At 73.7% G+C, this 20,496-nt stretch carries 17 protein-coding genes; 5 read left to right on the plus strand and 12 right to left on the minus strand.

From position 1 onward, the window contains the following. Positions 1-347 precede the first annotated feature (347 nt). Positions 348-2,720, minus strand: coding sequence for an endopeptidase La (lon, locus tag HT134_RS03745; protein WP_175598814.1), 2,373 nt, complete (start codon positions 2,718-2,720; stop codon positions 348-350). 168 nt (positions 2,721-2,888) lie between these two features. Further along, positions 2,889-3,437 carry a YciI family protein gene (locus tag HT134_RS03750; RefSeq protein ID WP_175598815.1) on the minus strand — a complete coding sequence of 183 codons (549 nt, stop codon included), beginning with the start codon at positions 3,435-3,437 and terminating at the stop codon, positions 2,889-2,891. A gap of 1,190 nt (positions 3,438-4,627) precedes the next feature. Between HT134_RS03750 and HT134_RS03755 the strand changes: the two genes are divergently transcribed. Then, on the plus strand, positions 4,628-5,275 hold the full coding sequence (locus HT134_RS03755) for a biliverdin-producing heme oxygenase (protein WP_175598816.1): 648 nt from the start codon (positions 4,628-4,630) through the stop codon (positions 5,273-5,275). Positions 5,276-5,341: 66 nt separating this feature from the next. Continuing rightward, positions 5,342-5,947, plus strand: coding sequence for a TetR/AcrR family transcriptional regulator (locus tag HT134_RS03760; RefSeq protein WP_175598817.1), 606 nt, complete (start codon positions 5,342-5,344; stop codon positions 5,945-5,947). Between the two features lie 140 nt (positions 5,948-6,087). Here HT134_RS03760 and HT134_RS03765 read toward each other — a convergent pair whose 3' ends face one another. The 5 genes from HT134_RS03765 to HT134_RS03785 all read right to left on the minus strand — a co-directional run bounded on the left by HT134_RS03765 (position 6,088) and on the right by HT134_RS03785 (position 11,410). Further along, entirely contained in the window at positions 6,088-7,065 is a 978-nt protein-coding gene (locus tag HT134_RS03765; RefSeq protein ID WP_175598818.1) for an STM4011 family radical SAM protein, read from the minus strand. Further along, a complete protein-coding gene (locus HT134_RS03770; RefSeq protein WP_175598819.1) occupies positions 7,052-8,443 on the minus strand; it encodes an STM4012 family radical SAM protein in 1,392 nt (463 codons plus the stop codon). Before HT134_RS03770 ends, HT134_RS03765 begins: the two co-directional genes overlap by 14 nt. After that, positions 8,440-9,246, minus strand: coding sequence for an STM4013/SEN3800 family hydrolase (locus tag HT134_RS03775; RefSeq protein ID WP_175598820.1), 807 nt, complete (start codon positions 9,244-9,246; stop codon positions 8,440-8,442). The genes HT134_RS03770 and HT134_RS03775 overlap by 4 nt, the downstream gene beginning before the upstream one ends. Before the next feature lie 95 nt (positions 9,247-9,341). Continuing rightward, positions 9,342-10,481, minus strand: a complete 1,140-nt coding sequence (locus HT134_RS03780) for an STM4014 family protein (RefSeq protein WP_312887948.1) — start codon at positions 10,479-10,481, stop codon at positions 9,342-9,344. Beyond that, positions 10,478-11,410, minus strand: a complete 933-nt coding sequence (locus tag HT134_RS03785) for an STM4015 family protein (RefSeq protein ID WP_175598821.1) — start codon at positions 11,408-11,410, stop codon at positions 10,478-10,480. The genes HT134_RS03780 and HT134_RS03785 overlap by 4 nt, the downstream gene beginning before the upstream one ends. A 58-nt stretch (positions 11,411-11,468) precedes the next feature. On the opposite strand from HT134_RS03785, the gene HT134_RS03790 reads away from it, so the two are divergent. Then, positions 11,469-12,866 carry an MFS transporter gene (locus tag HT134_RS03790; protein ID WP_175598822.1) on the plus strand — a complete coding sequence of 466 codons (1,398 nt, stop codon included), beginning with the start codon at positions 11,469-11,471 and terminating at the stop codon, positions 12,864-12,866. A gap of 37 nt (positions 12,867-12,903) precedes the next feature. On the opposite strand, the gene HT134_RS03795 is transcribed toward HT134_RS03790, so the two are convergent. Then, positions 12,904-13,782 (minus strand): NAD(P)H-binding protein, encoded by an 879-nt coding sequence (locus tag HT134_RS03795; RefSeq protein ID WP_175598823.1) that lies wholly within the window; start codon positions 13,780-13,782, stop codon positions 12,904-12,906. Positions 13,783-13,885: 103 nt separating this feature from the next. Between HT134_RS03795 and HT134_RS03800 the strand changes: the two genes are divergently transcribed. Beyond that, entirely contained in the window at positions 13,886-14,569 is a 684-nt protein-coding gene (locus HT134_RS03800) for a TetR/AcrR family transcriptional regulator (protein ID WP_175598824.1), read from the plus strand. 45 nt (positions 14,570-14,614) lie between these two features. Here the strand turns inward: HT134_RS03800 and HT134_RS03805 are convergent, their stop codons facing one another. After that, entirely contained in the window at positions 14,615-15,859 is a 1,245-nt protein-coding gene (locus tag HT134_RS03805; protein WP_312887949.1) for a cytochrome P450, read from the minus strand. Between the two features lie 208 nt (positions 15,860-16,067). Here HT134_RS03805 and HT134_RS03810 point away from each other — a divergent pair, with 208 nt between their 5' ends. Continuing rightward, positions 16,068-17,510, plus strand: coding sequence for an FG-GAP and VCBS repeat-containing protein (locus HT134_RS03810; RefSeq protein WP_175598825.1), 1,443 nt, complete (start codon positions 16,068-16,070; stop codon positions 17,508-17,510). Between the two features lie 167 nt (positions 17,511-17,677). On the opposite strand, the gene HT134_RS03815 is transcribed toward HT134_RS03810, so the two are convergent. Genes HT134_RS03815 through HT134_RS03825 form a run of 3 tightly spaced genes read right to left on the minus strand, consistent with a single transcriptional unit; the run spans position 17,678 to position 20,465 of the window. Beyond that, positions 17,678-19,180, minus strand: coding sequence for a sensor histidine kinase (locus HT134_RS03815; protein ID WP_175598826.1), 1,503 nt, complete (start codon positions 19,178-19,180; stop codon positions 17,678-17,680). Between the two features lie 17 nt (positions 19,181-19,197). Continuing rightward, positions 19,198-19,890, minus strand: a complete 693-nt coding sequence (locus tag HT134_RS03820; protein WP_175598827.1) for a response regulator transcription factor — start codon at positions 19,888-19,890, stop codon at positions 19,198-19,200. Further along, entirely contained in the window at positions 19,887-20,465 is a 579-nt protein-coding gene (locus HT134_RS03825) for a DUF5666 domain-containing protein (protein WP_175598828.1), read from the minus strand. Before HT134_RS03825 ends, HT134_RS03820 begins: the two co-directional genes overlap by 4 nt. Positions 20,466-20,496: the final 31 nt, after the last annotated feature.

A 20,496-nucleotide genomic window follows, 5' to 3' on the forward strand; every position in this document is an offset into this window, starting at 1 on the left:
GCGCCGTGAGCCCAAGGGCCCATGAGGCGGACCCGTGAGCGCAAGGGCCCGTGAGGCCGAGGGCGGCCCCTCCCCGTGAGGCGCCCGGCCTTCAGGATCCGTCGCGACATCTTCCGGCTCGCCTGCCCTTCCTCTCCCCGCGACCGGGGCGCCGAGGGCTGCCCCCACTCGCGGGCCGACCCTCGGGCATCCCGCCCTGAGGCGGACATGACGACGCCCGCCGTCCCCTGAGGGATCGGCGGGCGTCGATCGAGATGTCCCCGCCACCGGGAGACGCCCTCCCCTCGGCCACGAGAGGAGCGACGTCCCGGAGGGCGGCGGACGGTCCCGGCCGCGGGAGCCGGGGGTCAGGCGGCGGCCGTGGAGGCGACCTTGGCCGGGGTGAGGGCGATGTCCAGCACCTCGCGCACGTCGCTGACCGCGTGGATGGTCAGCTCGTCGCGCACCTCCTTGGGCACGTCGTCCAGGTCGGGCTCGTTGCGGGCCGGGATGAGCACCGTGGTGATGCCCGCCCGGTGCGCCGCGAGCAGCTTCTGCTTGACGCCGCCGATCGGCAGGACCCGCCCGGTGAGCGAGATCTCGCCGGTCATGGCCACGTCGCCGCGGACCTGGCGGCCCGACAGCAGCGAGGCCAGCGCCGTCGTGAGCGTGACACCCGCCGAGGGGCCGTCCTTCGGCACCGCGCCCGCCGGGAAGTGGACGTGGACCGAGCGGTCCTTCAGCGCGGTCACCGGCAGCTCCAGCTCCGCGCCGTGCGAGCGGAGGTAGGACAGGGCGATCCTGGCCGACTCCTTCATCACGTCGCCGAGCTGGCCGGTCAGCGTGAGGCCGGTCTCGCCGGTTTCGGGGTCGGCCAGCGACGCCTCCACGTAGAGGACGTCGCCGCCGGCACCCGTGACGGCCAGGCCCGTCGCCACGCCCGGCACCGAGGTGCGCTGCGTGGACTCGGGCAGCGACGACTCCGGCACGAACCGCGGCCGGCCCAGGTAGCCGACCAGGTCGTCGGCGCCGACGGTGACCGGCAGCTCGTCCTTGGCGGCCACCTTGCGCAGGACGCGGGCGACCGACCGCTCCAGGGAGCGGACCCCGGCCTCGCGGGTGTACTCGGCGGCGAGCCTGCGCAGCGCCGCCTCCTCGACCGTGACCTCCTCGGCCGTCAGCCCGGCCAGCTCCAGTTGCTTGGGCAGCAGGTGGTCGCGGGCGATGGCGACCTTCTCGTCCTCGGTGTAGCCGTCGAGGGTGACGACCTCCATGCGGTCGAGCAGCGGCCCCGGGATGGCCTCCAGGACGTTGGCCGTGGCGAGGAAGAGCACGTCGCTCAGGTCGAGCTCGACCTCCAGGTAGTGGTCGCGGAACGTGTGGTTCTGCGCCGGGTCGAGCACCTCCAGCAGGGCGGCCGTCGGGTCGCCGCGGTAGTCGGCGCCGACCTTGTCCACCTCGTCGAGCAGGACGACCGGGTTCATGGAGCCGGCCTCGCGGACGGCGCGCACGATGCGGCCGGGCAGCGCGCCGACGTACGTGCGCCGGTGGCCGCGGATCTCCGCCTCGTCGCGCACGCCGCCGAGGGCGACGCGGACGAACTTGCGGCCCATCGCGCGGGCCACGGACTCGCCGAGCGAGGTCTTGCCCACGCCGGGAGGGCCGGCCAGGGCGAGGACGGCGCCGCTGCGGCGACCGCCGACGACCCCGAGGCCCTTGTCCTGGCGGCGCTTGCGCACGGCCAGGTGCTCGATGATGCGGTCCTTGACGTCGTCGAGGCCGGTGTGGTCGGCGTCGAGCACGGCCCGCGCGCCGGTGATGTCGTAGTTGTCCTCGGTCCGCTCGTTCCAGGGGATGTCGAGGACGGTGTCGAGCCAGGTGCGGATCCAGCCGGTCTCAGGAGACTGGTCGGACGTCCGCTCCAGCTTGTCGACCTCCTTCAGCGCGGCCTCGCGCACCTTCTCCGGCAGGTCGGCGGCCTCGACGCGGGCCCGGTAGTCCTCCTCCTCGCTCTCGGAGGTGTCGCCGTTGAGCTCCTTGAGCTCCTTGCGGACGGCGGCGAGCTGCTGGCGCAGCAGGAACTCCCGCTGCTGCTTCTCCATGCCCTCCTGGACGTCCTTGCGGATCGTCTCGGCGACGTCGAGCTCGGCGAGGTGCTCACGGGACCACTCGACCAGCTTGGCCAGCCGGTCGGCCGGGTCGGCGGCCTCCAGCAGCTCGACCTTCTGGGCCGTGGTCAGCCAAGGGGTGTAGCCGGAGCTGTCGGCGAGCACCGACGGGTCGTCGATCTGGTTGACCTGGTCGACCACCTGCCAGGCGCCGCGCTTCTGCAGGATCGTGGTGGCCAGGGCCTTGTACTCCTTGGCCAGTTCCTGGGCGCGCTCGGTGGCGGGAACCGGGTCGACCGTGATGGCCTCCACCCACAGCGCGGCACCGGGGCCCGTCGTGCCCGTGCCGACGCGCACGCGGTTCACGCCACGCACCACGGCGGCGGGCTCGCCACCGGGCAGCCTGCCGACCTGCTCCACGACGGCCTGCACACCCACGGCGCCGTAGCGGCCGTCGATCCGGGGAACGAGGAGGACCTGCGGCTTGTTGCGTCCGGATGCGCGGCTCGACGACTCGGCCGCGTCGATCGCCGCACGCACTTCGGAGTCGGACAGGTCCAGCGGGACCACCATGCCCGGCAGGACCACCTCGTCGTCCAGCGGCAGGACCGGCAGGGTCAAGCTTTCACTCATGCGAACTCCCAAGGGTTGAGTTATACAGACTCAATTCATTGGAGCCCACCGATGTTCCCTTCCTTGCCGATGTTCGCTCACAGCGATCGTAATCATGTAAGCACGAGCGTGGATGCGCGGCGCGCCGCCGGGCGAACCCTCGCCTCGGCGGCGCCGGTCAGGCGCCCGTCAGCGCCGCCCGCCGAACTCCCAGTCGTGGACCTCGATGCCGGCGTACCGGTCGGGGGTCAGCACGGCACGGGCCGCGTCCGGGTCCGGCGCCCGCACCAGCGCCGCCGTACCCAGCCAGGCGGCGCCGTCGTCGGACAGCAGCGGCCCGTACGCGATCAACTCTTCCCCGCCGGACGGCGGGACGACGTCGGCGGCCTGCCCGGAGCCGAGGCCCAGCACCAGATAGCGGTTGCCGCCTTCGCGGCCGCCGGGGAAGTCCCACATGGTGCGGCCCAGCACGTTGCGCCATCGCCGCACCATCACGTCCCGGTAGACACCGGCCTGGTAGTTGGGCTCGTCGAAGACGAAGGCGCGCGCGGCGGCGACATCCGGCAGGTCGAGGATGTGCACGCTGCCGGTGGCCGTGTCGTCCGCACGGGAGAAGGTCGGGCCACGGGCGATCATCTCCGCCGCGAAGCGGTCCATGTAGGACCAGTGCTCTTCGAGCAACGCGTCGCGCAGCGCGCCGGAGCCTGGACGATCACGGTGATAGCAGAAGAATTCCATGCCGAAGGTACCTACCATGAAACGCGGCCACGGCCCCCGTCCAGCGACCATGGCTTCGTGCCCCACGTCCGTGGAGCACGCTCCCAAGGAGACCGAGTTTCCGCCCAACGCAGTCTCAGGCGCGACAGGCCCGGCCGGGGCAGCGGTCCGAACGGGGCAGCGGTCCGAACGGGCGGCGCCCGGCCGAGGGGGGCGGCTCCAACAAGGCCCGCCGGCACGGGCCCTCAATGGAGCCGCGCCCGGCCACAGCGGCCGTTCAAGGACTCCCCCCGACCGCAGCGGCCGTTCATGGACTCCCGCCCGGCCGGAGCAGCCGTCCAAGAACTCCCGCCTCTCCAGAGCGGCCGTTCAAGCAGCCCCGCCCGGCCGGAGCGGCCGTTCAAGGAGCCCCGCCCGGCCGGAGCAGCCGCTGGGAGGACTTCGTCCCGGGCAGGCCGGTGTTCAGCCGCGGCTCTAGGCTGGGCCCTCCTCCCGCGCTTCCTCCACGTCACCTTCGGCCGCGGGTTCGCCGGTCTGGTCGTGCGCAGGAGTTCGCCCGGCATGCCGGTGACCGAGCAGATACGCTGAGTAGCTGTTCGCCATCGAGGAGGCGCCGGCCTCATGAGGGGTGACGAACATGGGGAACTGGTGTTGAGTCATGTCGAGTCGCCTTCGTTGTGCGTGACGGGGCGCCGACGGGACGAGGGGGACGACTCCTGCTGCAACAGGAAGCCGCCGTCCCCCTCGCCTCCCCGCCGGGGAGCCGGGAGACCCGGCGCAAGATGATCAATCATCCGATTTCACGTCATTCATCGAACGCGAATATGAATTGCGTTCACGTTCGACTCGGAGAGCATGGGGCGCCCTCTCGATCGAAGCGTACATAACATCAACACCGCCTCGCGCACGTACTCGTGAATCAAGCTCGGATCAATTTTCTCCCAGGATCGTACTGGTCCCGACCCGCTTCGCCGTCCAACAACGCGCGCACCGAATTAAAGAAACGCGGCGATTATCCGCTTTCAAGAAAAAGGCGGTTTGCGCAATACCAACACCGCTTCTATCGGGAAATTTCCGGTTTCAGGCGCGGCTGGCGGGGCAGGCAGCAGGGAGCCACAGGTTTCACGACACTGTGTCGTCATCCTCTTGACGAGACGGCCGCAGGTTTGTGACACTGTGTCATGAAACACTGGTACACGGTGGGGTGAAGTGTGACGTCGTTCTCCGAAGCGCTGAGGAACGCCACGTGGGGAGACCACGAGGCGGCCGAGGGCGAGAGCTATCTCAAGGAGCTCATGGGCGGGCGGCTGAGCGCCGCCGAGTACGGCGAGATGGTCGCGCAGCACCACTTCGCGTACGCGGCTCTCGACGGCGTGTCCCGCGAGCTGGCGGACCACCCGGTGGCGGGCAGGTTCGTGTTCCCCGAGCTGTACCGCGAACCGGCGCTGGAACGCGACCTCGCCACCATCTACGGCGACGGATGGCGCGACCGGATCGCCCCGTCCAAGGCGACCCGCACCCTCGTGGCCCGGATCGAGCAGATGGCCGGCTGGCCCGGCGGGTACGTCGCCCACCACTACACCCGCTACATGGGCGACCTGTCGGGCGGGCAGTTCATCCGGATGGAGCTCCAGCGCATCTACGGGTACGCGAAGGGCGGCGGGGTCGACTTCTACCTGTTCGACCAGGTGGGCAGCCTGCCGAGGTTCAAGCGGGAGTACCGGTCGCGGCTGGACGCCTTCGGGGAGACCCTCGACGAGCGGGAGCGGGAGCGCGTCATCCGTGAGGTGAAGCTGGCCTACCAGCTCAACACCGAGGTCCTGGCCGAGCTCCTCGACGCCGTCCGCGCGGTCGCCTGACGGCGGCACGTCTCCGGCCGTACGTTCGCCCCTTCCCGTGGCGTACGCGCGGCCTACGATGGCCCTATGCCCCGGATCTCCGCCGCCACCATCGGTGAGCACCGCGCCCGCACGCGCGAGCGCATCCTCCAGGCGGTCTCACGACTGTCGCGTGAGCAGGGCATCGACGCGCTCTCGATGACGGACGTGGCGCACGAGGCGGGCATCACCCGGACCGCGCTCTACAACTACTATCCCGACAAGGCGGCGCTGCTGCTCGCCTTCACCGAGCAGGTCACCGGCTACTTCATCGAGAGCTACGAACGCGAACTGGCCGACGGGGCCACCCCGGCGGAACGGCTGCGCGCGTACGTGCGGCTCCAGCTCGCCGGCCTCGTCGCCCACCCGCACCCCGGCCCCGCCGACCTCGGCGCCGCCCTCGGCCCGGACGCCTACCAGCGGCTGGCCGAGCACGTGGCGCCGATGCAGCGGATCCTCACGGAGATCTTGGAGAGCGGCGCCGCGTCGGGCGAGTTCGAGGTGCCGGACGTGACGGCGACGGCGCGCATGGTGCTCGCGGTGATCGGCGCGGAGCGGGTGCCCCTGGTGAGCGGGGCGATCACCGTGGACAGGGCCACCGAGCTGGTGTCGGACTTCGTCCTGCGCGCACTCGGCAGCCGCCCTCCGCGCTGACCGCCGCCCGCTCCGGACGGCCGTTTCGCACGGACCGCACGGTCCTAGAGCTCCCCGAAGGCGGTCGGAGGCGGGTCCGGCGCCTGATCGGGACCGGGGCCCGGAGCCGGACGGGGCAGGGTCGGGGGGCGTGGGCGGGCTCAGGGCGCGGTCCGCTGCCGGGAGGGGGCGGAGTCCCGCGGCCGGTGCGGCCAGCCCGCGGGGATGCGTTCCAGGACTCCGCCCGCGAAGGTGTCGTACAGACCGAGCGGCTCCAGGTGCACGTAGCCGATGTGGCAGTCGCACACCGCCAGCGGGCAGGGGCGCGGGCGGAGCGCCGCCAGCGCCGTTCCGTCGTACAGGTTGCCGAGGCGTCCCCGCACGAAGTGGCAGCGCCGCACGTCGCCCTCCCCGTCCACGGAGATCACGCTCTCTCCGGTACGGCACGGCAGTCCGAGGCTGGGATGCGGGTCGCGGCTCACGGCGAAGAGGGGGTCCAGCGCGGCCCAGTCGGCCGCCTCCTCGTCGGTGTAGAGGCGGCCTTCGGCGGCGTTCACCCACAGGTAGACGCCGCCGGGCAGGTCGGCGCGCAGGCGGCGGGCGGCGTCGAGGTGCTCCGGGAGGCCGACCACGCCCACGCTGTACCGCACCCCCCTGCCGGACAAGTCATGACATTTCTGGATGAAGCGGTCGTGGGACACCTGGCCCGGGTGGTAGGTGGCCCACAGGGCGAGCGTGTCGAGGTCCGCCTGGTCGAGCCAGTCCGTCCGGCCACTGAGGTTCGTCTGGATGGCGACCCGGGGCACGTGGGCGAGACGGCTGAGCCGCAGCATGGCGCGCCGGTACCACGACCGCACGAGACCCTCGCCCCACGGGGTGAACAGCACGGAGACGCTGAAATCCTGCTCCGACACCCACCGGACGAACCGCTCCAGCGCCGCCCGGTCGACCCGCAGCTGCTCGGGTGTGTCGCGTCGCTTGGCGAACGGGCAGTAGGGGCAGTCGTAGTCGCAGCTCGCGAGGGGGCCTCGGTAGAGGATCGTCAAACGCGCGGGCCCGGCGGCGGAGGACTGCTCGTGCGGGCCGCCGGCTGGACGGTGCGGGAGGCGGTCAGCGGTGGTCAGGTCAGCGGTGGTCATAGGTGTCCATCAACTCCCGGACGCGGGCGGAGAACAGCGCGGGCCCGACGGCGTCGGAGTGGGCGAGCCCTTCGGCGGTGAGCCGGACGCGCTCGGCGTCGTGGTCGAGCCAGCCGCGCTCCGCGTAGCCCTCCAGGTCGAAGTCGTCCAGCACGTCGGTGCCGAAACGTTCCGCGTAGGCGGCGCGGTCGAGGCCAGCCGCCTGCAGGAGCGACTGGAGCAGGTGCCTGCGGCGGCGTTCGGCGGCGTCGAGCGCGAAGCCGGCGTTGGCGCGGGCGAACTCCTCGCGCGGCAGCCGCACGTAGTCGTCGATGATCGCGCGGACGTGGCGGACGGCCACGGCGTACTCGAACGAGTAGTGCAGCCGCTCGGTGTAGGAACGGGCGCCGCAGCCGAGCCCGACCATCCCGTCGCGCTGACATCTGTACTCCTCCCCCGGCGACGCGCCGTGCGAGCCCCCCGGTGAAGCGCCGTGCGAGCCCTCCAGCGAGGAGCCGTGCGAGCCCTCCGGCGAGGAGCCGTACGGGCTTCCCGGCGCGGGGGAGGTGGCCGCGCGGCGGCGGAACATGCGCATCGACACCTGCTCGTAGCCCGCCCCCAGCAGGTGGTCGCGGCCCGCCCGGTACAGGCGCAGCCGCTGGTCGTCCCACGCGCCCGGCCGCAGCCCGAGCCCGGTGAGCGGCCGCACGTACAGGGGGTACAGGTACATCTCCTCCGGCCGCCACGCCAGCGCCGCGTCGAGCGAGTACAGCCAGGACTCCTCCGTCTGGCCGTCGATGCCGTAGATCAGGTCGAGGTTGAGTACGGGCGGCCCGGCCGCCCTGATGGCGGCGAGCGCGGCCTCGACCTCGGCGCGCCGCTGCGGGCGCACCGCGGCCCGCGCCTCGGCGTCGAGGAAGCTCTGCACGCCGATCGAGACGCGGGTGACGCCCCTCTCGGCGAGGACGGCCAGCCGGTCGGGCGTCGCGGTGGCGGGCGAGGTCTCCACGCCGAACGGGACGGCCCGCAGATCGGCCCCCATGACGTCCTCGGCGATGTCGAGGAGCCTGGCCAGCTCTCCCGCCTCCAGGTAGGTGGGTGTCCCGCCGCCGATCGCCGCCGCCGCGAACCGGGCCTCGGGGAGCGCCTCGCGGGTCACGGCCGCCTGGCGGCCGAGCGCGTCGAGGTAGGCCGCCACCAGGGAGGCGGGCGCGCCGGTGCGGGTGAACAGGTTGCAGAACCCGCACCGCATCTCGCAGAACGGCACGTGCAGGTACAGGAAGAGCGCCTGGTCCGGCTCCCGCGCCCACACCTCGCGCAACGCGGGCCGCGGCTCCAGCGGCCGGTAGGCGGTCTTGTGCGGGTAGGAGTAGACGTATCCCTGGTAGGGCGAGGTCACCGCCAGGATCCCTTCTCGAGGACGAATTCGCCGTAGGGGACGGTCCACACGACCTCGTGGCCGATGCGGTGGCCGGTGTGCCCGTCCTCCCCGTACGCGGTGCCGTGGTCGGAGCAGACGATGGCCAGGCACGGCCGCCGCTCGCTCATCAGGGCGAACAGCCTCGCGATGTGCCGGTCGACGTAGCGCAGGGCGGCGGCGTGCGTGGCCGGGTCGTCGCCGGTGGCGCCCGGCAGGTGGAACCAGTTGGGCTGGTGCAGCGCCGAGACGTTGACGAACAGGAACACGGGCCCGGCGGCCCTCCTGACGGCGGTCTCGGCCCGGTCGAGCTGCCGTTCGAAGGAGTCGGGCGCGGTCACGCCGAACCCCGGCTCCCAGTGCGACTCGGCGAACAGCGCCGGCAGCGCCGAGCCGAGCGGGGTGAGCTTGTTGAAGAAGCCCACGCCGCCGACGCAGATCGTGTGGTAGCCCGCCCGGGCGAGACCGCTGGGCAGGTCGGCGGCGTCGAAGCGCCAGGTGCCGGGCGCGGTGGTCTCGCTGCCGGGGAAGGCGGCGGCGAACAGCCTCGGGTGCGGGCCGGGGGTGACCGGCGTGGGCAGGAATCCGGCCAGCATCGCGGCGTGGGCGGCGTAGGTGAAGCTGCCGGGCGTGTGCCGGCGTTCCCACCGGCCGCCGGGCAGCACCCGGGCCAGGGTGGGCAGCCGGCCCGCGGCCAGCTCCCCGGCGGCGACGTCGTACCGCAACGTGTCGAGCGTGACCAGCAGCAGGTCGTGCGTGCCGATCACCGCGTGCATGTCCCTCATGGGCGTCCCGCTTCCGGACCCTTCCCTCGCGGTCGGCACCGCGCCGGCGCGGTCCTCACGGCTGCTCCCCGTGGAGCCCTCCCCGCGTGTGCCGGTCATCGACGGCCCGCCGTCGGTACGGACCCCAGGAGCAGCTCCACCTGCGCCTCGTACGTGTCCAGGCCCTCGGCGCCGCCGCCGGGCAGCCCGGTCAGGCCCGGCAGCAGGTCGCCGAACGCGTTGACTTCGGCCACCGCCGGCTCCCACCGGCCGGCCCCCACCATGAGGTCCACGCCGACGGCCGGGCTCCCGGGGAAGCAGGCGGCGGCCCGGGAGCAGACGTCCATGGCCCGCGCCCATGCGGGCTCCCCCAGGGCGGCGCGGACCGCGGCGAGGTCTCCCCGCCGGCCTCCGAGGTGGAGGTTGGTCATGGGGGCGTGGCTGGTGCGCGCGACCGCGTGGGTGGGCCGGCCGCCGATCACCACCACCCGCAGGTCGAACACGCGCCCGCCGACGGACGCCTTGGGGAACCAGCGCTCGACGTGCAGCCCGTCGGGCGCCAGGGCGCCGACGATCGCCGCGACGTCCGCCTCCCGCTCGTACGAGCGCACCCGCAGGGAGTTGTGCAGCGTGCCCGCGGGCCCCCGCTCCACGGACGTGGTGGCCTTGATCCGCGGACCGCGCGCCTGCAACGCCACCACACCCGAGGCGGACGAGCCGTGGGCCGGTTTGACGAACACCCGGGCCCAGCCCGCCGCGCGCATCGCGGCCCGCAGCCCCGGGTAGCCGGTGATCGGGCCCGGCAGGGCGGGCGGGACCGGCACGCCGGCCGCCGCGAGCCGGGCGTGGCACAGCCGCTTGTCGAACATCACCGCGATCTCCCCGACGTCGCCCGCCAGGCGCGCTCCGGGGGTGCGGTCCACCGCGTCCCGGACCGCCTCCAGCGCGCGGACGAAGCGGGTGTGCCAGGTGGCGCCGCCGCCGACGCGGGTCGGGTCGCCGGGGCCGCGCAGCAGCGCGTCGGCCGCCGCGTCCTCGCCCGGCGACTCGACCCGGACCAGCGCCCCCTCGGGGAGGCCGGGGAGGCGCGGCGCCCAGGCGTTCTCCACGTCATCCCCGCCGAGCACGTCGCGCCAGGCGACCACGTGCGGCTCCGGCAGACCCCGGCGGCGCAGCGCGGCGGCGAACAGGGTGACCCGCCGGTCGCCCGGCGTGCCGACGACGGCGACCGGCGGCGCCACCGGGGCCCGGGTCACTCCGACACCGCGACGTAGCGCCACTTCTTGCCGGCATCCTGGCGGCCGGACAGGTCGAGCTCCACCCCGGGCAGCGCGGCGCGCAGCCGCTGCGTCATCGCCTCGCTCAGGTAGTGGTGGCTCAGGTCGAGGCTCCTCAGGTGGGTCAGCGGCCGGCCGGACAGCAGCGCCTCGGCCCCGGTGTCGGTCAGGACGCCCATCGACAGGTTCAGGGACTCCAGGCGGGCGACCACCGGGGCGGCGGCCACGGCGGCGCACACCTCGTCCTGGATATCGCTGTCCTGCAGGCCGAGGTGGCGCAGGGCGGGCAGGCCGGAGCCGTCGAGGATGCCCGTCCAGTCGGCGGGCCGGGAGTCGCCGGAGTAGTCCTCGCTGCCGAGCCAGAGCTCCAGGTGCCGCAGCGCGGGGAAGGAGCTCTCGCCGACGGCGCGCGCCACCGACGCGGGCAGGCCGCCGGTCTCGAACCTGAGCACCTCCAGCGCGTCGTGGGTGACGGGCCGCAGGCGCAGCCCGGTGCCGCCGCGCACCTCCAGCCGGCGCAGGCGCGGGTAGGCGTCGAGCAGCGGCGTGACGTCGTCCTGCTCGATCCAGGAGATCTCGGACTCCTCCGCGACGATGTCGCCGAGGAAGATCGCCTCCAGCGCCGGCAGCCGGTCGGCCGCCTCGGCGAGCATCCGGATCGGGATGTCGCCGCGCGCGCCGTCCCAGCCGGGGCCCCACCAGCCGATGACCAGCGCCCGGATGCGCGTGGGCTCGACCCTGGCGAGCAGTTCCTCGAACCGCTGCTGGAGCGTCGGCTCGTCCTCTGCGTAGGGGGCCTGCACGCGCCAGGCCACGGTGTCGGGGGCGGCCGACGACGTCGCCGGGTCGAGGCCGACCCAGCGGACCGGCAGGCCGTGGAAGGTGTCGAGGTGGGCGTGGATGGTCATCGGGTCTCCAGGTAGGGGGAGATCAAGGTCTACCAGAGAGCGGTGACAGGATGGGCGCATGGAGAACGGCCACATCAGCCTCGGCAGCGCCCGGGGGCGGTGGATCCTCGCGGCCACCGTTCTCGGCTCCGGCCTGACGATGCTCGACAGCACGATCGTCAACGTCGCCCTGCCCTTCCTGGGCAAGGAGCTGGACGCGGGCATGTCCGGCCTGCAGTGGACGGTCAACGCGTACACGCTGACGCTGGCGGGGCTCATCCTGCTGGGCGGGTCGCTGGGCGACCGGTACGGCCGGCGCAAGGTGTTCCTCATCGGCACGGTGTGGTTCGCGGTCGCCTCCGCGATGTGCGGGCTGGCGCCCGACGTCGGTTTCCTGGTGGCGGCGCGGGCGTTGCAGGGCGTGGGCGGGGCGCTGCTCACCCCGGGGTCGCTGGCGATCATCCAGGCGTCGTTCGAGAAGGCCGACCGGCCGCGCGCCGTGGGCGCCTGGTCGGGGCTGGGCGGGGTGGCCGCCGCCGTGGGACCGCTGCTCGGCGGCTGGCTGGTGGAGTGGGCGGGCTGGCGCTGGGCGTTCCTGCTCAACCTGCCGTTCGCGGCGCTGGTGGTGCTGGTCGCCGTCCGGCACGTGCCCGAGAGCCGGGACGAGCAGGCCGCCGGCCGTTTCGACGTGCTGGGCGCGGCGCTCGCGGCGCTGGCGCTGGCCGGGATCACGTACGGGCTGATCGACCTGAGCGCGCCCGTGCCGCTGATCGTGGGCGTGGCGCTGAGCGTGGCGTTCGTGCTGGTCGAACGGCGGCGCTCGCCGGACGCGCTGGTGCCCGTGGGGATCTTCCGCGACCGGGTGTTCACGGCGGTGAACGTGGTGACGCTGATCATGTACGCGGCGATGGGCGTGGTGTTCTTCCTGCTGGTGGTGCAGCTCCAGGTGGTGTCCGGGTTCAAGCCGGTCGCGGCGGGCCTGGCCCTGCTGCCGACGACGGTGCTGATGCTGGTGCTCTCGCCCGCGGCCGGTGAGGTGGCCAAGCGGTACGGGCCGCGCCTGCCGATGACGCTGGGCATCGTCGTGGCGGGACTGGGCTTCCTGTGGATGAGCACGATCTCCACCGGCGCGTCGTACGCGCTCCAGGTGCTGCCCGCGGTGGCGGTCTTCGGCCTCGGCCTGTCGGCGGCGGTGGCGCCGCTGACGGCGACCGTGCTGGCCACCGCCGAGGAGCGGTACGCGGGCACGGCCAGCGGCGTCAACAACGCGGTGGCCCGTACCGGCAGCCTGCTCGCGGTGGCCGCCGTGCCGCCCCTGGTGGGCCTGGTCGGCGACGCGTTCGAGCGGCCGGCGGTGTTCGACGCGGGTTTCCGGGCCGCGATGGTGGTCAGCGCGGTGATGATGTTCGTCTCAGCGGCCATCACGTTCCTGGCGATCAGGACGAACGTGCTCGCCGCGGAACGAGCCGACCGCTGAGTCACGGCTCCCGCGGGCTCCGGCGCCCGCCCGCGCGTCAGCGGGCCAGGACGGCGGGCCTGAGCACCTCCTGGCACCACTGGCGGAAGCCGGTGGGCGCGGGTGCGGCCAGGGCCTTCCGCTCGGCGTCGTAGATGCCGTCGTCCTGTGCGGCGGCCATGTCCACCAGGCCCTGCGCCCATGCCTCGCTCATGCCGTACCGCAGCATCGTCTCCTTGTAGGTCCGTGCGTCGAGCTGCTGGAAGGGGACCGGGCGCTCCAGCACCTCGGACATGACCTGCGCCATGTCGTCGGGGGACAGCGTGTCGCCGATCACCGGGACGGTCTCCTGCCCGCTCCAGGAGTCGTCGCTCAGCAGGGCGGCGGCGGTGGCGGCGATGTCGCGGGTGGCGACGGTCGCCAGCGGGCGGTCCGCCGCGTTGGCCAGCGCGAACGTGCCCCGCGTCCTGACCGCCTCCGCCTGGGCGAGCAGGTTCTCCATGAAGAACGGCATGGCCAGGGCCCGATAGCCGACCCCGGAGCTCTCGATCAGGTCGTCCATCGCGAACGCCGGCGACAGCAGCCCGGCGTGCTTGCCGTAGGCGCGGCCCAGGCTGGTGACGCCGACGACGCGCGTGACGCCGTGCGCCTTGAAGGCGTCGCAGGCCGGGCGGGTGAAGTCGAGGTAGTGGCCCTCGGGGTCCGCCGTGCGGGGGTTCGGCGGGACCAGCCACAGGACGGCGTCGGCGCCCTGGAACGCCTCGGCGAGGACCGCGGGGTCCCGGTGCGAGCCCCGCACGACCTCCACCTGCTCGCGTGTCCCCGGCGCCAGGCGGGCCGGCTCGCGGGCGATCACCCGCGCCGGCCGGCCGGCCGTGAGCAGGGCGTCGAGGACCTGGCGGCCGATCCGGCCGGTGGGAGCGGTGACGACGATCAAGAAAGCCTCCTGTGACGCGGTGACGCGCTGTTTCCACTGATAACGCTTGCATGTTTCCACCGATTACGCAAACTGCTAACAATGTTCCGTTATCATTGGAAACATGGAGGACAACCGCGCACGGATCATCGCCGCCGCCACCCGGTTGCTCGCGGAAGGCGGACGCGAAGCGGTGTCCACCCGCGCGGTCAGCGCCGCGGCGGGCGTCCAGGCCCCGACCATCTACCGGCTCTTCGGCGACAAGCAGGGGCTGCTCGACGCGGTCGCGGCGCGCGGCCTGGCGACGCATCTCGGCGCGAAGGCCGGCCTTCAGCCCACCGATGATCCGGTCGAGGACCTGCGCACCGGCTGGAACCTCAACCTGGAGTTCGGTCTCGCCAACCCGGCCCTGTACGCCCTCCTGTACGCCGAGCCGCGCCCCGGTGTCGAGCCGCCCGCCACCTCGGCCGCGCTGGACATCCTCGGCGCCCACATCCGCCGGATCGCCGAGGCCGGGCGGCTGCGGATCGACGAGGAGCGCGCCACCCGGCTGGTCCATGCCGTCGGCGGCGGCACCACGCTCGCCCTCATCGCCGCCCCCGAGGACCGCCGGGACGTCAGCGTGTCCCACCTGGCCAGGGAGGCGGTCATCGCCGCGATCACGACCGGCACCCCCGCCGCCGAGACGCCGGGGCCGGCCGGCGCGGCACTCGCCCTGCGCGCCCTGCTCCCGCGGACCAAGGTGCTCACCCCGGGCGAACAGGCCCTGCTCACCGAACTGCTCGACCGCATCGCCGAAGACACGTGAGACCGGACCGCCAGAAGTGCCGAACCGCCCGAAGGTGCCGGACCGCTAGAAGGTGAAAGCCTGGCTGCGGACGCTGTTGTCGAAGTTGGACAGCAGCAGCTCGGGCTCCCCCACCGCCCGCACGCCGGGCAGCCGCGTGAGCAGCTCGCGGAACATCGTGCGCAGCTCCTGGCGGGCCAGGTTGGCCCCCAGGCAGAAGTGCGGCCCGGGGCCGCCGAAGCCGACATGCGGCTTGGTGTCGCGGGTGATGTCGAAGGTGTCGGGGTCGGGGAAGACGCTCTCGTCGCGGTTGGCGGAGCCGTAGAAGAGCACGACCTTGTCGCCCTGCTTCAGCTCCAGGCCGCGCAGCGAGTAGTCCTGGGTGACGGTGCGGCGGAACTGCATGATCGGGGAGACGTGGCGGACCATCTCCTCGATGGTGTTGTTGATGTGGCCGTCGAAGTCGCTCATCAGCAGCTCGCGCTGGGCGGGGTTGTCGGTGAGCAGCTTGATGCCGTGGGCCATCGTGTTGCGGGCGGTCTCGTTGCCGGCGACCAGCAGCAGCGCGAAGAACGAACCGAGCTCCTTGTCGGTGAGCTTCTCGCCGTCGGGGTTGGCGGTGACCAGCAGCGAGATCAGGTCGCCCTTGGGGTCGGCGGCGCGCTCGTGGCCGAGCTTGATCACCATGCGCTGGAGGGCCAGCAGGGCGAGCATGTTCTGGCCGGCGAGCTGGATGCTGCGGGCCAGGCTGGGCCGCACGCCGGTGTAGGCGGTGGAGACGTCGACGTGCTCGTGGACCTTCTCCCGCAGCTCCTGCGGGATGTCGAGCATGTCGCAGATGACGTGGATGGGCAGCCGGGCGGCGACCTGGCGGACGAAGTCGCGGGGGCCGTCCTTGACCACGTCGTCCACGATCCGGGCGCAGGCCGCCTCGATGTCGCCCTGCAGCCCGGCCAGCATGCGCGGGCTGAAGGAGCGGGTCACGATGCGGCGCAGGCGGGCGTGGCGGGGGTCGTCCATGTTGACCATGGACTCGCCGAACACCTGCTTGACCCAGCCCGGCGGCTCGGGGTTGGTGACGGCCGGCTCGCTGGAGAACACCTTGGCGTTGCGGCTGGCCTCCACCACGTCGGCGTGGCGGACCAACGCGTAGAAGCCCTTGCCGGAACGCAGCAGCGGCACCCGCTTCTCCTCGAAGAACACCGGGTGCTCCAGCTGCCGGAGCCTGGCGAACGCCTCGTGCCGTTCCTTGAGGGGTCTGCGCCAGAAGTCCAGGTCCGCGAGATCGATGTCCGCCACGTCGATAGCCACGCGTCTATCCTGGCACGTTCCCGGGGCGGTCCACTCATGGATCCCCGTCACCGCCGGGGTTCCCGCGTCTCGGCGCGCCAGGCCGGCGCGCCGCTGGTCCGGGTCACGTCCGCGAGCCGTCCGGCGGGGGGCGATGTGCATCCGGACCTCTCGGGGCGTTCCCGTCACGTTCAGGCGTGGTTCCTCCTGGACGGTCATCACTGGAGGCATGAAAGCGCTGCTCGCCGCCTGTCTGATCCTCCCCCTGGCCTCCGGGGCGGCCCACGCCGCGCCGCACGCCGCGATCGCCCGGTCGTGCGCCGGCGGGCCGTCCGACTTCGACGGCGACGGCCGTCCCGACCTGGCCGTGGCGGCGCCGTACGACGACCGCCGCGCCGGGTCGGTGACCGTCCTGTACGGCGACGGCCGCACGGTGAAGCTCACGCAGGACGACGCCGAGCCGGGCGACGCGTTCGGCTCGGCGCTGGCCACCGGCGACTTCGACGGCGACCGGTGCGCCGACCTGGCCGTGGGCGTGTCGGAGGAGTTCGCGGGCCGGCGGGTGCCGGGCGGCGACGGCAACGGTGTGGTGCAGGTCTTCCACGGCTCGCCGGAGGGGCTGCGCGCGGGCGGGCGGCTCGCGCCGCGCGACCCGTCCAGCGACCGGTTCGGCGCGGCGCTGGCGGCGGGCGACCTGGACGGCGACGGCCGCGACGAGCTGGCCGTGGGCGCGCCCACGCGCGGGCGGGGCGGTTCGGTGGTCGTCTACTGGCTGAAGGGGCGCGGCCCGTACGAGATCACCCAGCGGACCCGGTGGGTGCGGCAGGCCGCGAACGTCACCGACCAGTGGGGCGCGGCGCTGGCGACGGGCGACTTCGACGGCGACGGCCGCGACGAGCTGGCCGTGGGCGCCCCGGCCGACAGCGTCACCCAGGACGGCCAGGGCTCCGTGACCGTGCTCGACGTCGCGCGCGGCCGGGCCCTGGCGCTGACCCAGAGCAGCGCCGGGATCAAGGGGGCGGCGGAGAAGTGGGACGCGTTCGGGGCGGCGCTGGCGACGGGCGACTTCGACGACGACGGCCGTGACGACCTGGCCGTCGGGGTGCCCGGCGAGGGGCTGAGCGCCAACCAGCGGGCGATGGACTACGGCGACGGGGCCGTGCACGTGATCTACGGGGGCCGTTCCGGGCTGCGGGGGGCGCGCAGCGAGACGTGGACGCAGCGGCTGCTGAAGGGCGAGCCGCGCTACTACGACCGGTTCGGCGCGGCGCTGGCGGCCGGTGACTTCAACGGCGACGGCGACGACGAGCTGGCCGTCGGTGTGCCCGGCGAGAACGCGGTGCAGGTGCTGGCCTCGGACCGGTCCGGCGGCCTGACCCGGCACGGGGACGTGCTGGTCAAGGGGCGCGGCGCGGTCCCGGCCGTGCTGCCGGCGGTCCGGCGCGGCCCTGCCCTGTCCGCGCCCCCGGCCAAGGGCGCGACGGCGGCCGTGGCGGCGGACGCCCGTCCGATGGAGGGGCGGGTGGACGGGCTGGTGGTGGCCGAGCCGGAGAAGGGCGCGGTCTGGCTCGTGCCGGGTGCCCGCAGGCCGGGGCCGTACCCGGGGGTGCGGCCGGGCCGGGCGCGGGAGCTGGGCGAGGGTCCCGGCCTGTACGGCTACGCCCTGGGATAGCCCCGCGAAGGGCGACCCGGCCGCGCGTCCGGGTACGCACCCGGCGGGGCCGCCCGACGGTTCGTCCGGGCACGCACCCGGGTGGGCCGCCCGACGGTTCGTCCGGGCACGCACCCGGGTGGGCCGCCCGGCGGTTCGTCCGGGCACGCACCGGCGGGACCGCGCGGCTACTCGTCCGGGTACGCGCCCGGCGGGGCGGCGGGCAGGACGACGCGGAACACCGCGCCCTTCCCCGGCTCCGACGCGGCGGTGATCGTGCCTCCGTGCGCCTCCACGAGCGTGGCCGCGATCGACAGGCCGAGCCCCGACCCGCCGGTGCCGCGCGCCGGGTCGGCCCGGTAGAACCGCTCGAACACCAGCTCCGCCACCCGAGGCGGGAAGCCCGGCCCCTCGTCGGCCACCTCCAGCTCGACCCGGTCCCCGAGCAGGCCGACCCCGACGCGGAACGGCGTGCCGGGCGGCGTGTGGGCGAGCGCGTTGCCGACGAGGTTGCCCAGCACCTGGGCCAGGCGCGGCTCGTCGCCCACCACCGGCACGGGCCCCTCTCCCCCGTCGAGCCGGACCAGCTCGACGACCCGGTCGGGGGCGAGCGTCTGCGCGTCGATGACGGCCGTCGCGGCCAGGCTCAGCAGGTCGACGGGCCGCCGGTCGAGGGCGCGGCGCTGGTCGAGCCGGGCCAGCAGCAGCATGTCCTCCACGAGCAGCCCCATGCGGGCGGCCTGGCCCTCGATCCGGCCGAGCAGCCGCACCGCCTCGTCCAGGCTCTGCTCCTCGCTCAGCCGGTACAGCTCGGCGAAGCCCCGGATGGAGGTGAGCGGGGTGCGCAGCTCGTGGGAGGCGTCGGCCATGAACCTGCGCATCAGCTCCTCGGAGCGCTGGGCGGCCGTGGCCGAGCGGCGGGCCTCCTCGGCCGCCGCCTCACGCTCCCGCACCGCGACCTCGATGCGGCCGAGCATGCCGTTGAGCGCCCGGCCGAGCCGGCCCACCTCGGTGGTGGCGGCCCACAGCGGCACCCGGCGCGACAGGTCGCCGCCGGCGATGTCGCGGGCGGTGCGGGCGATCTCGCCGAGGGGGCGCAGGCTGCGCCGCACGAGCCAGTGACAGGCGACGCCGAGGACGGCCAGCGTGCCGCCGCCGCCCACGACGACGATGAGCATGAGCTGGCTGACGGTGGCGTCCACGTCACCCAGGTTGATCGCGATGACGCGGCTGGCGCCGTCGCGGGCGGGCACGGCGATCACCCGCCATAGCGGCCCGTCGGCGGGCACCGACTCGACGGTGAACGGCCGGCCGGCGAGGCGGGCGACGTCGGCGCTGGTCAGGCGGGGCAGGTCGGGGGTGTAGGCGTCGGTGGACTCGGAGTAGCGCCGCACGACCGCGCCGCCCGCGTCGACGAGCACGCCGTGGAACAGGCCGTAGAAGCGCTCCGGCGCGCGGCTGCCCGGCGTGGGGTCGGGCGGCGGCGGCACGCGCGGCGGGCGGCTGGCGGAGTGGAGCTGCTGGTCGACCCGCTCGACGAGGTAGCCGCGCAGCAGCCGCACGGCGAACAGCCCGGTCAGCGCGATGGCCAGCGTGACCATCAGCAGCGTCGCCGAGACCAGCCGCAGCCACAGCGGGGTGCGGGCGAGCCGCCGCCGCACCTGCCGGACGGCCTCACGCCCGCGCCTCATGCCTCACGCTCCCCGGGTCAGTCCTTGGGCGGGCGAAGGATATAGCCCACGCCGCGCAAGGTGTGCAGGTGGCGGCGCTCGCCGGTGTCCAGCTTGCGGCGCAGGTAGGAGACGTACGACTCGACGAGGCCGACGTCGGTGCGCCAGTCGCCGTTCCAGACGTGCTCGAGGATCTGCGTCTTCGACAACACGCGGCCGGTGTTGAGCATGAAGTAGCGCAGCAGCCGGAACTCGGTGGGCGACAGCCGCACGGGCAGGCCGTCGCGCCACACCTCGTGCGTCTCCACGTCGAGCTCCAGGTCGCCGGCGCGCAGCCGGTTGGGCAGCGGCGCGCCGCGCCTGGTGCGGCGCAGCACGGCCCGGATGCGGGCGATGACCTCCTCCAGGCTGAACGGCTTCGTGACGTAGTCCTCGCCGAGCCCCAGCCCGGCCAGCCGGTCCTCGGGGGTGTCCTTGGCGGTGACGAACAGCACCGGGACGCGCCGGCCGCGCGAGCGCAGCCGCGCGGCGACGGTCAGGCCGTCGAGGTCGGGCAGCATCACGTCCAGCATGACGAGGTCGGGGGCGCGCTCCTCGGCCACCCGCAGGGCGCTCCTGCCGTCGGCGGCGGTGAACACCTCGAAGCCGGCCATGCGCAGGCTCGCCGAGAACAGCTCCCTGATGTTGGGCTCGTCGTCCACGACCAGGAGCCGCGCCTCGGGCACCCTCATCGGGCGCCGCCTCCCTGGCTGATGGACACGGCGGCGAGCGAGCCGTCGGCGGCCTTCTGGCCGCGCACCACGACGGTGGAGCCGGTGGCCAGGTCGGACACCTTGCCGGGCTGGGAGATCTGCACCGTGGTCGAGCCGGTGGTCGTGACGGTGACGGTGGAGCCGTCCATGGCCTTCAGGTATACCTTGCCGTCCTCGACCTTCTCGACGGTGCCCACCGTGCCGCCGCCCATGCGCTGGCCGGGCTGCCCGCCGCCCGGCTGCCCGCCGGGCTGGCCGCCGTAGCCGGGCATGCCGTTCCCGGGCATGCCGCCCATGCGCTGGCCGTACCCCTGCGAAGCGTCGCCGAACTGCCGGCCGCCCGCGGCGGCGGCAGCGGGCGCGGCGTCGCCGCCCAGCGTCTTGTGCGCCTGGATGCCGATGAGCACGCCGGCCACCAGCGCCACGCCCGCGCCGAGCGCGAGCGTCACCCTGGACGGTCCCTTGCGGGGCTGGACGGCCAGCTCCTCGCGCAGGTCGTCGCGGAACGGCGAGGAGTCGAGCGAGGAGTCGAGCGGGTTGTCACGCTCGGCCATGTCAGTCTCCTAGAGGGGGATACGGGGATGG

The organism is Nonomuraea rhodomycinica (assembly GCF_013363995.1).
GTDB classification, from domain to species: Bacteria; Actinomycetota; Actinomycetes; order Streptosporangiales; family Streptosporangiaceae; genus Nonomuraea; species Nonomuraea rhodomycinica.

What these genes read in the sequence shown, in the direction of transcription:
- HT134_RS03760 (WP_175598817.1), top strand. Translation starts at nt 5,342, where the DNA reads ATGCCCCGGATCTCCGCCGCCACCATCGGTGAGCACCGCGCCCGCACG.
- HT134_RS03815 (WP_175598826.1), bottom strand. Translation starts at nt 19,180, where the DNA reads ATGAGGCGCGGGCGTGAGGCCGTCCGGCAGGTGCGGCGGCGGCTCGCC.
- HT134_RS03750 (WP_175598815.1), bottom strand. Translation starts at nt 3,437, where the DNA reads ATGGAATTCTTCTGCTATCACCGTGATCGTCCAGGCTCCGGCGCGCTG.
- HT134_RS03800 (WP_175598824.1), top strand. Translation starts at nt 13,886, where the DNA reads ATGGAGGACAACCGCGCACGGATCATCGCCGCCGCCACCCGGTTGCTC.
- HT134_RS03785 (WP_175598821.1), bottom strand. Translation starts at nt 11,410, where the DNA reads ATGACCATCCACGCCCACCTCGACACCTTCCACGGCCTGCCGGTCCGC.
- HT134_RS03775 (WP_175598820.1), bottom strand. Translation starts at nt 9,246, where the DNA reads ATGAGGGACATGCACGCGGTGATCGGCACGCACGACCTGCTGCTGGTC.
- HT134_RS03765 (WP_175598818.1), bottom strand. Translation starts at nt 7,065, where the DNA reads ATGACCACCGCTGACCTGACCACCGCTGACCGCCTCCCGCACCGTCCA.
- HT134_RS03825 (WP_175598828.1), bottom strand. Translation starts at nt 20,465, where the DNA reads ATGGCCGAGCGTGACAACCCGCTCGACTCCTCGCTCGACTCCTCGCCG.
- HT134_RS03820 (WP_175598827.1), bottom strand. Translation starts at nt 19,890, where the DNA reads ATGAGGGTGCCCGAGGCGCGGCTCCTGGTCGTGGACGACGAGCCCAAC.
- HT134_RS03790 (WP_175598822.1), top strand. Translation starts at nt 11,469, where the DNA reads ATGGAGAACGGCCACATCAGCCTCGGCAGCGCCCGGGGGCGGTGGATC.
- HT134_RS03810 (WP_175598825.1), top strand. Translation starts at nt 16,068, where the DNA reads ATGAAAGCGCTGCTCGCCGCCTGTCTGATCCTCCCCCTGGCCTCCGGG.
- lon (WP_175598814.1), bottom strand. Translation starts at nt 2,720, where the DNA reads ATGAGTGAAAGCTTGACCCTGCCGGTCCTGCCGCTGGACGACGAGGTG.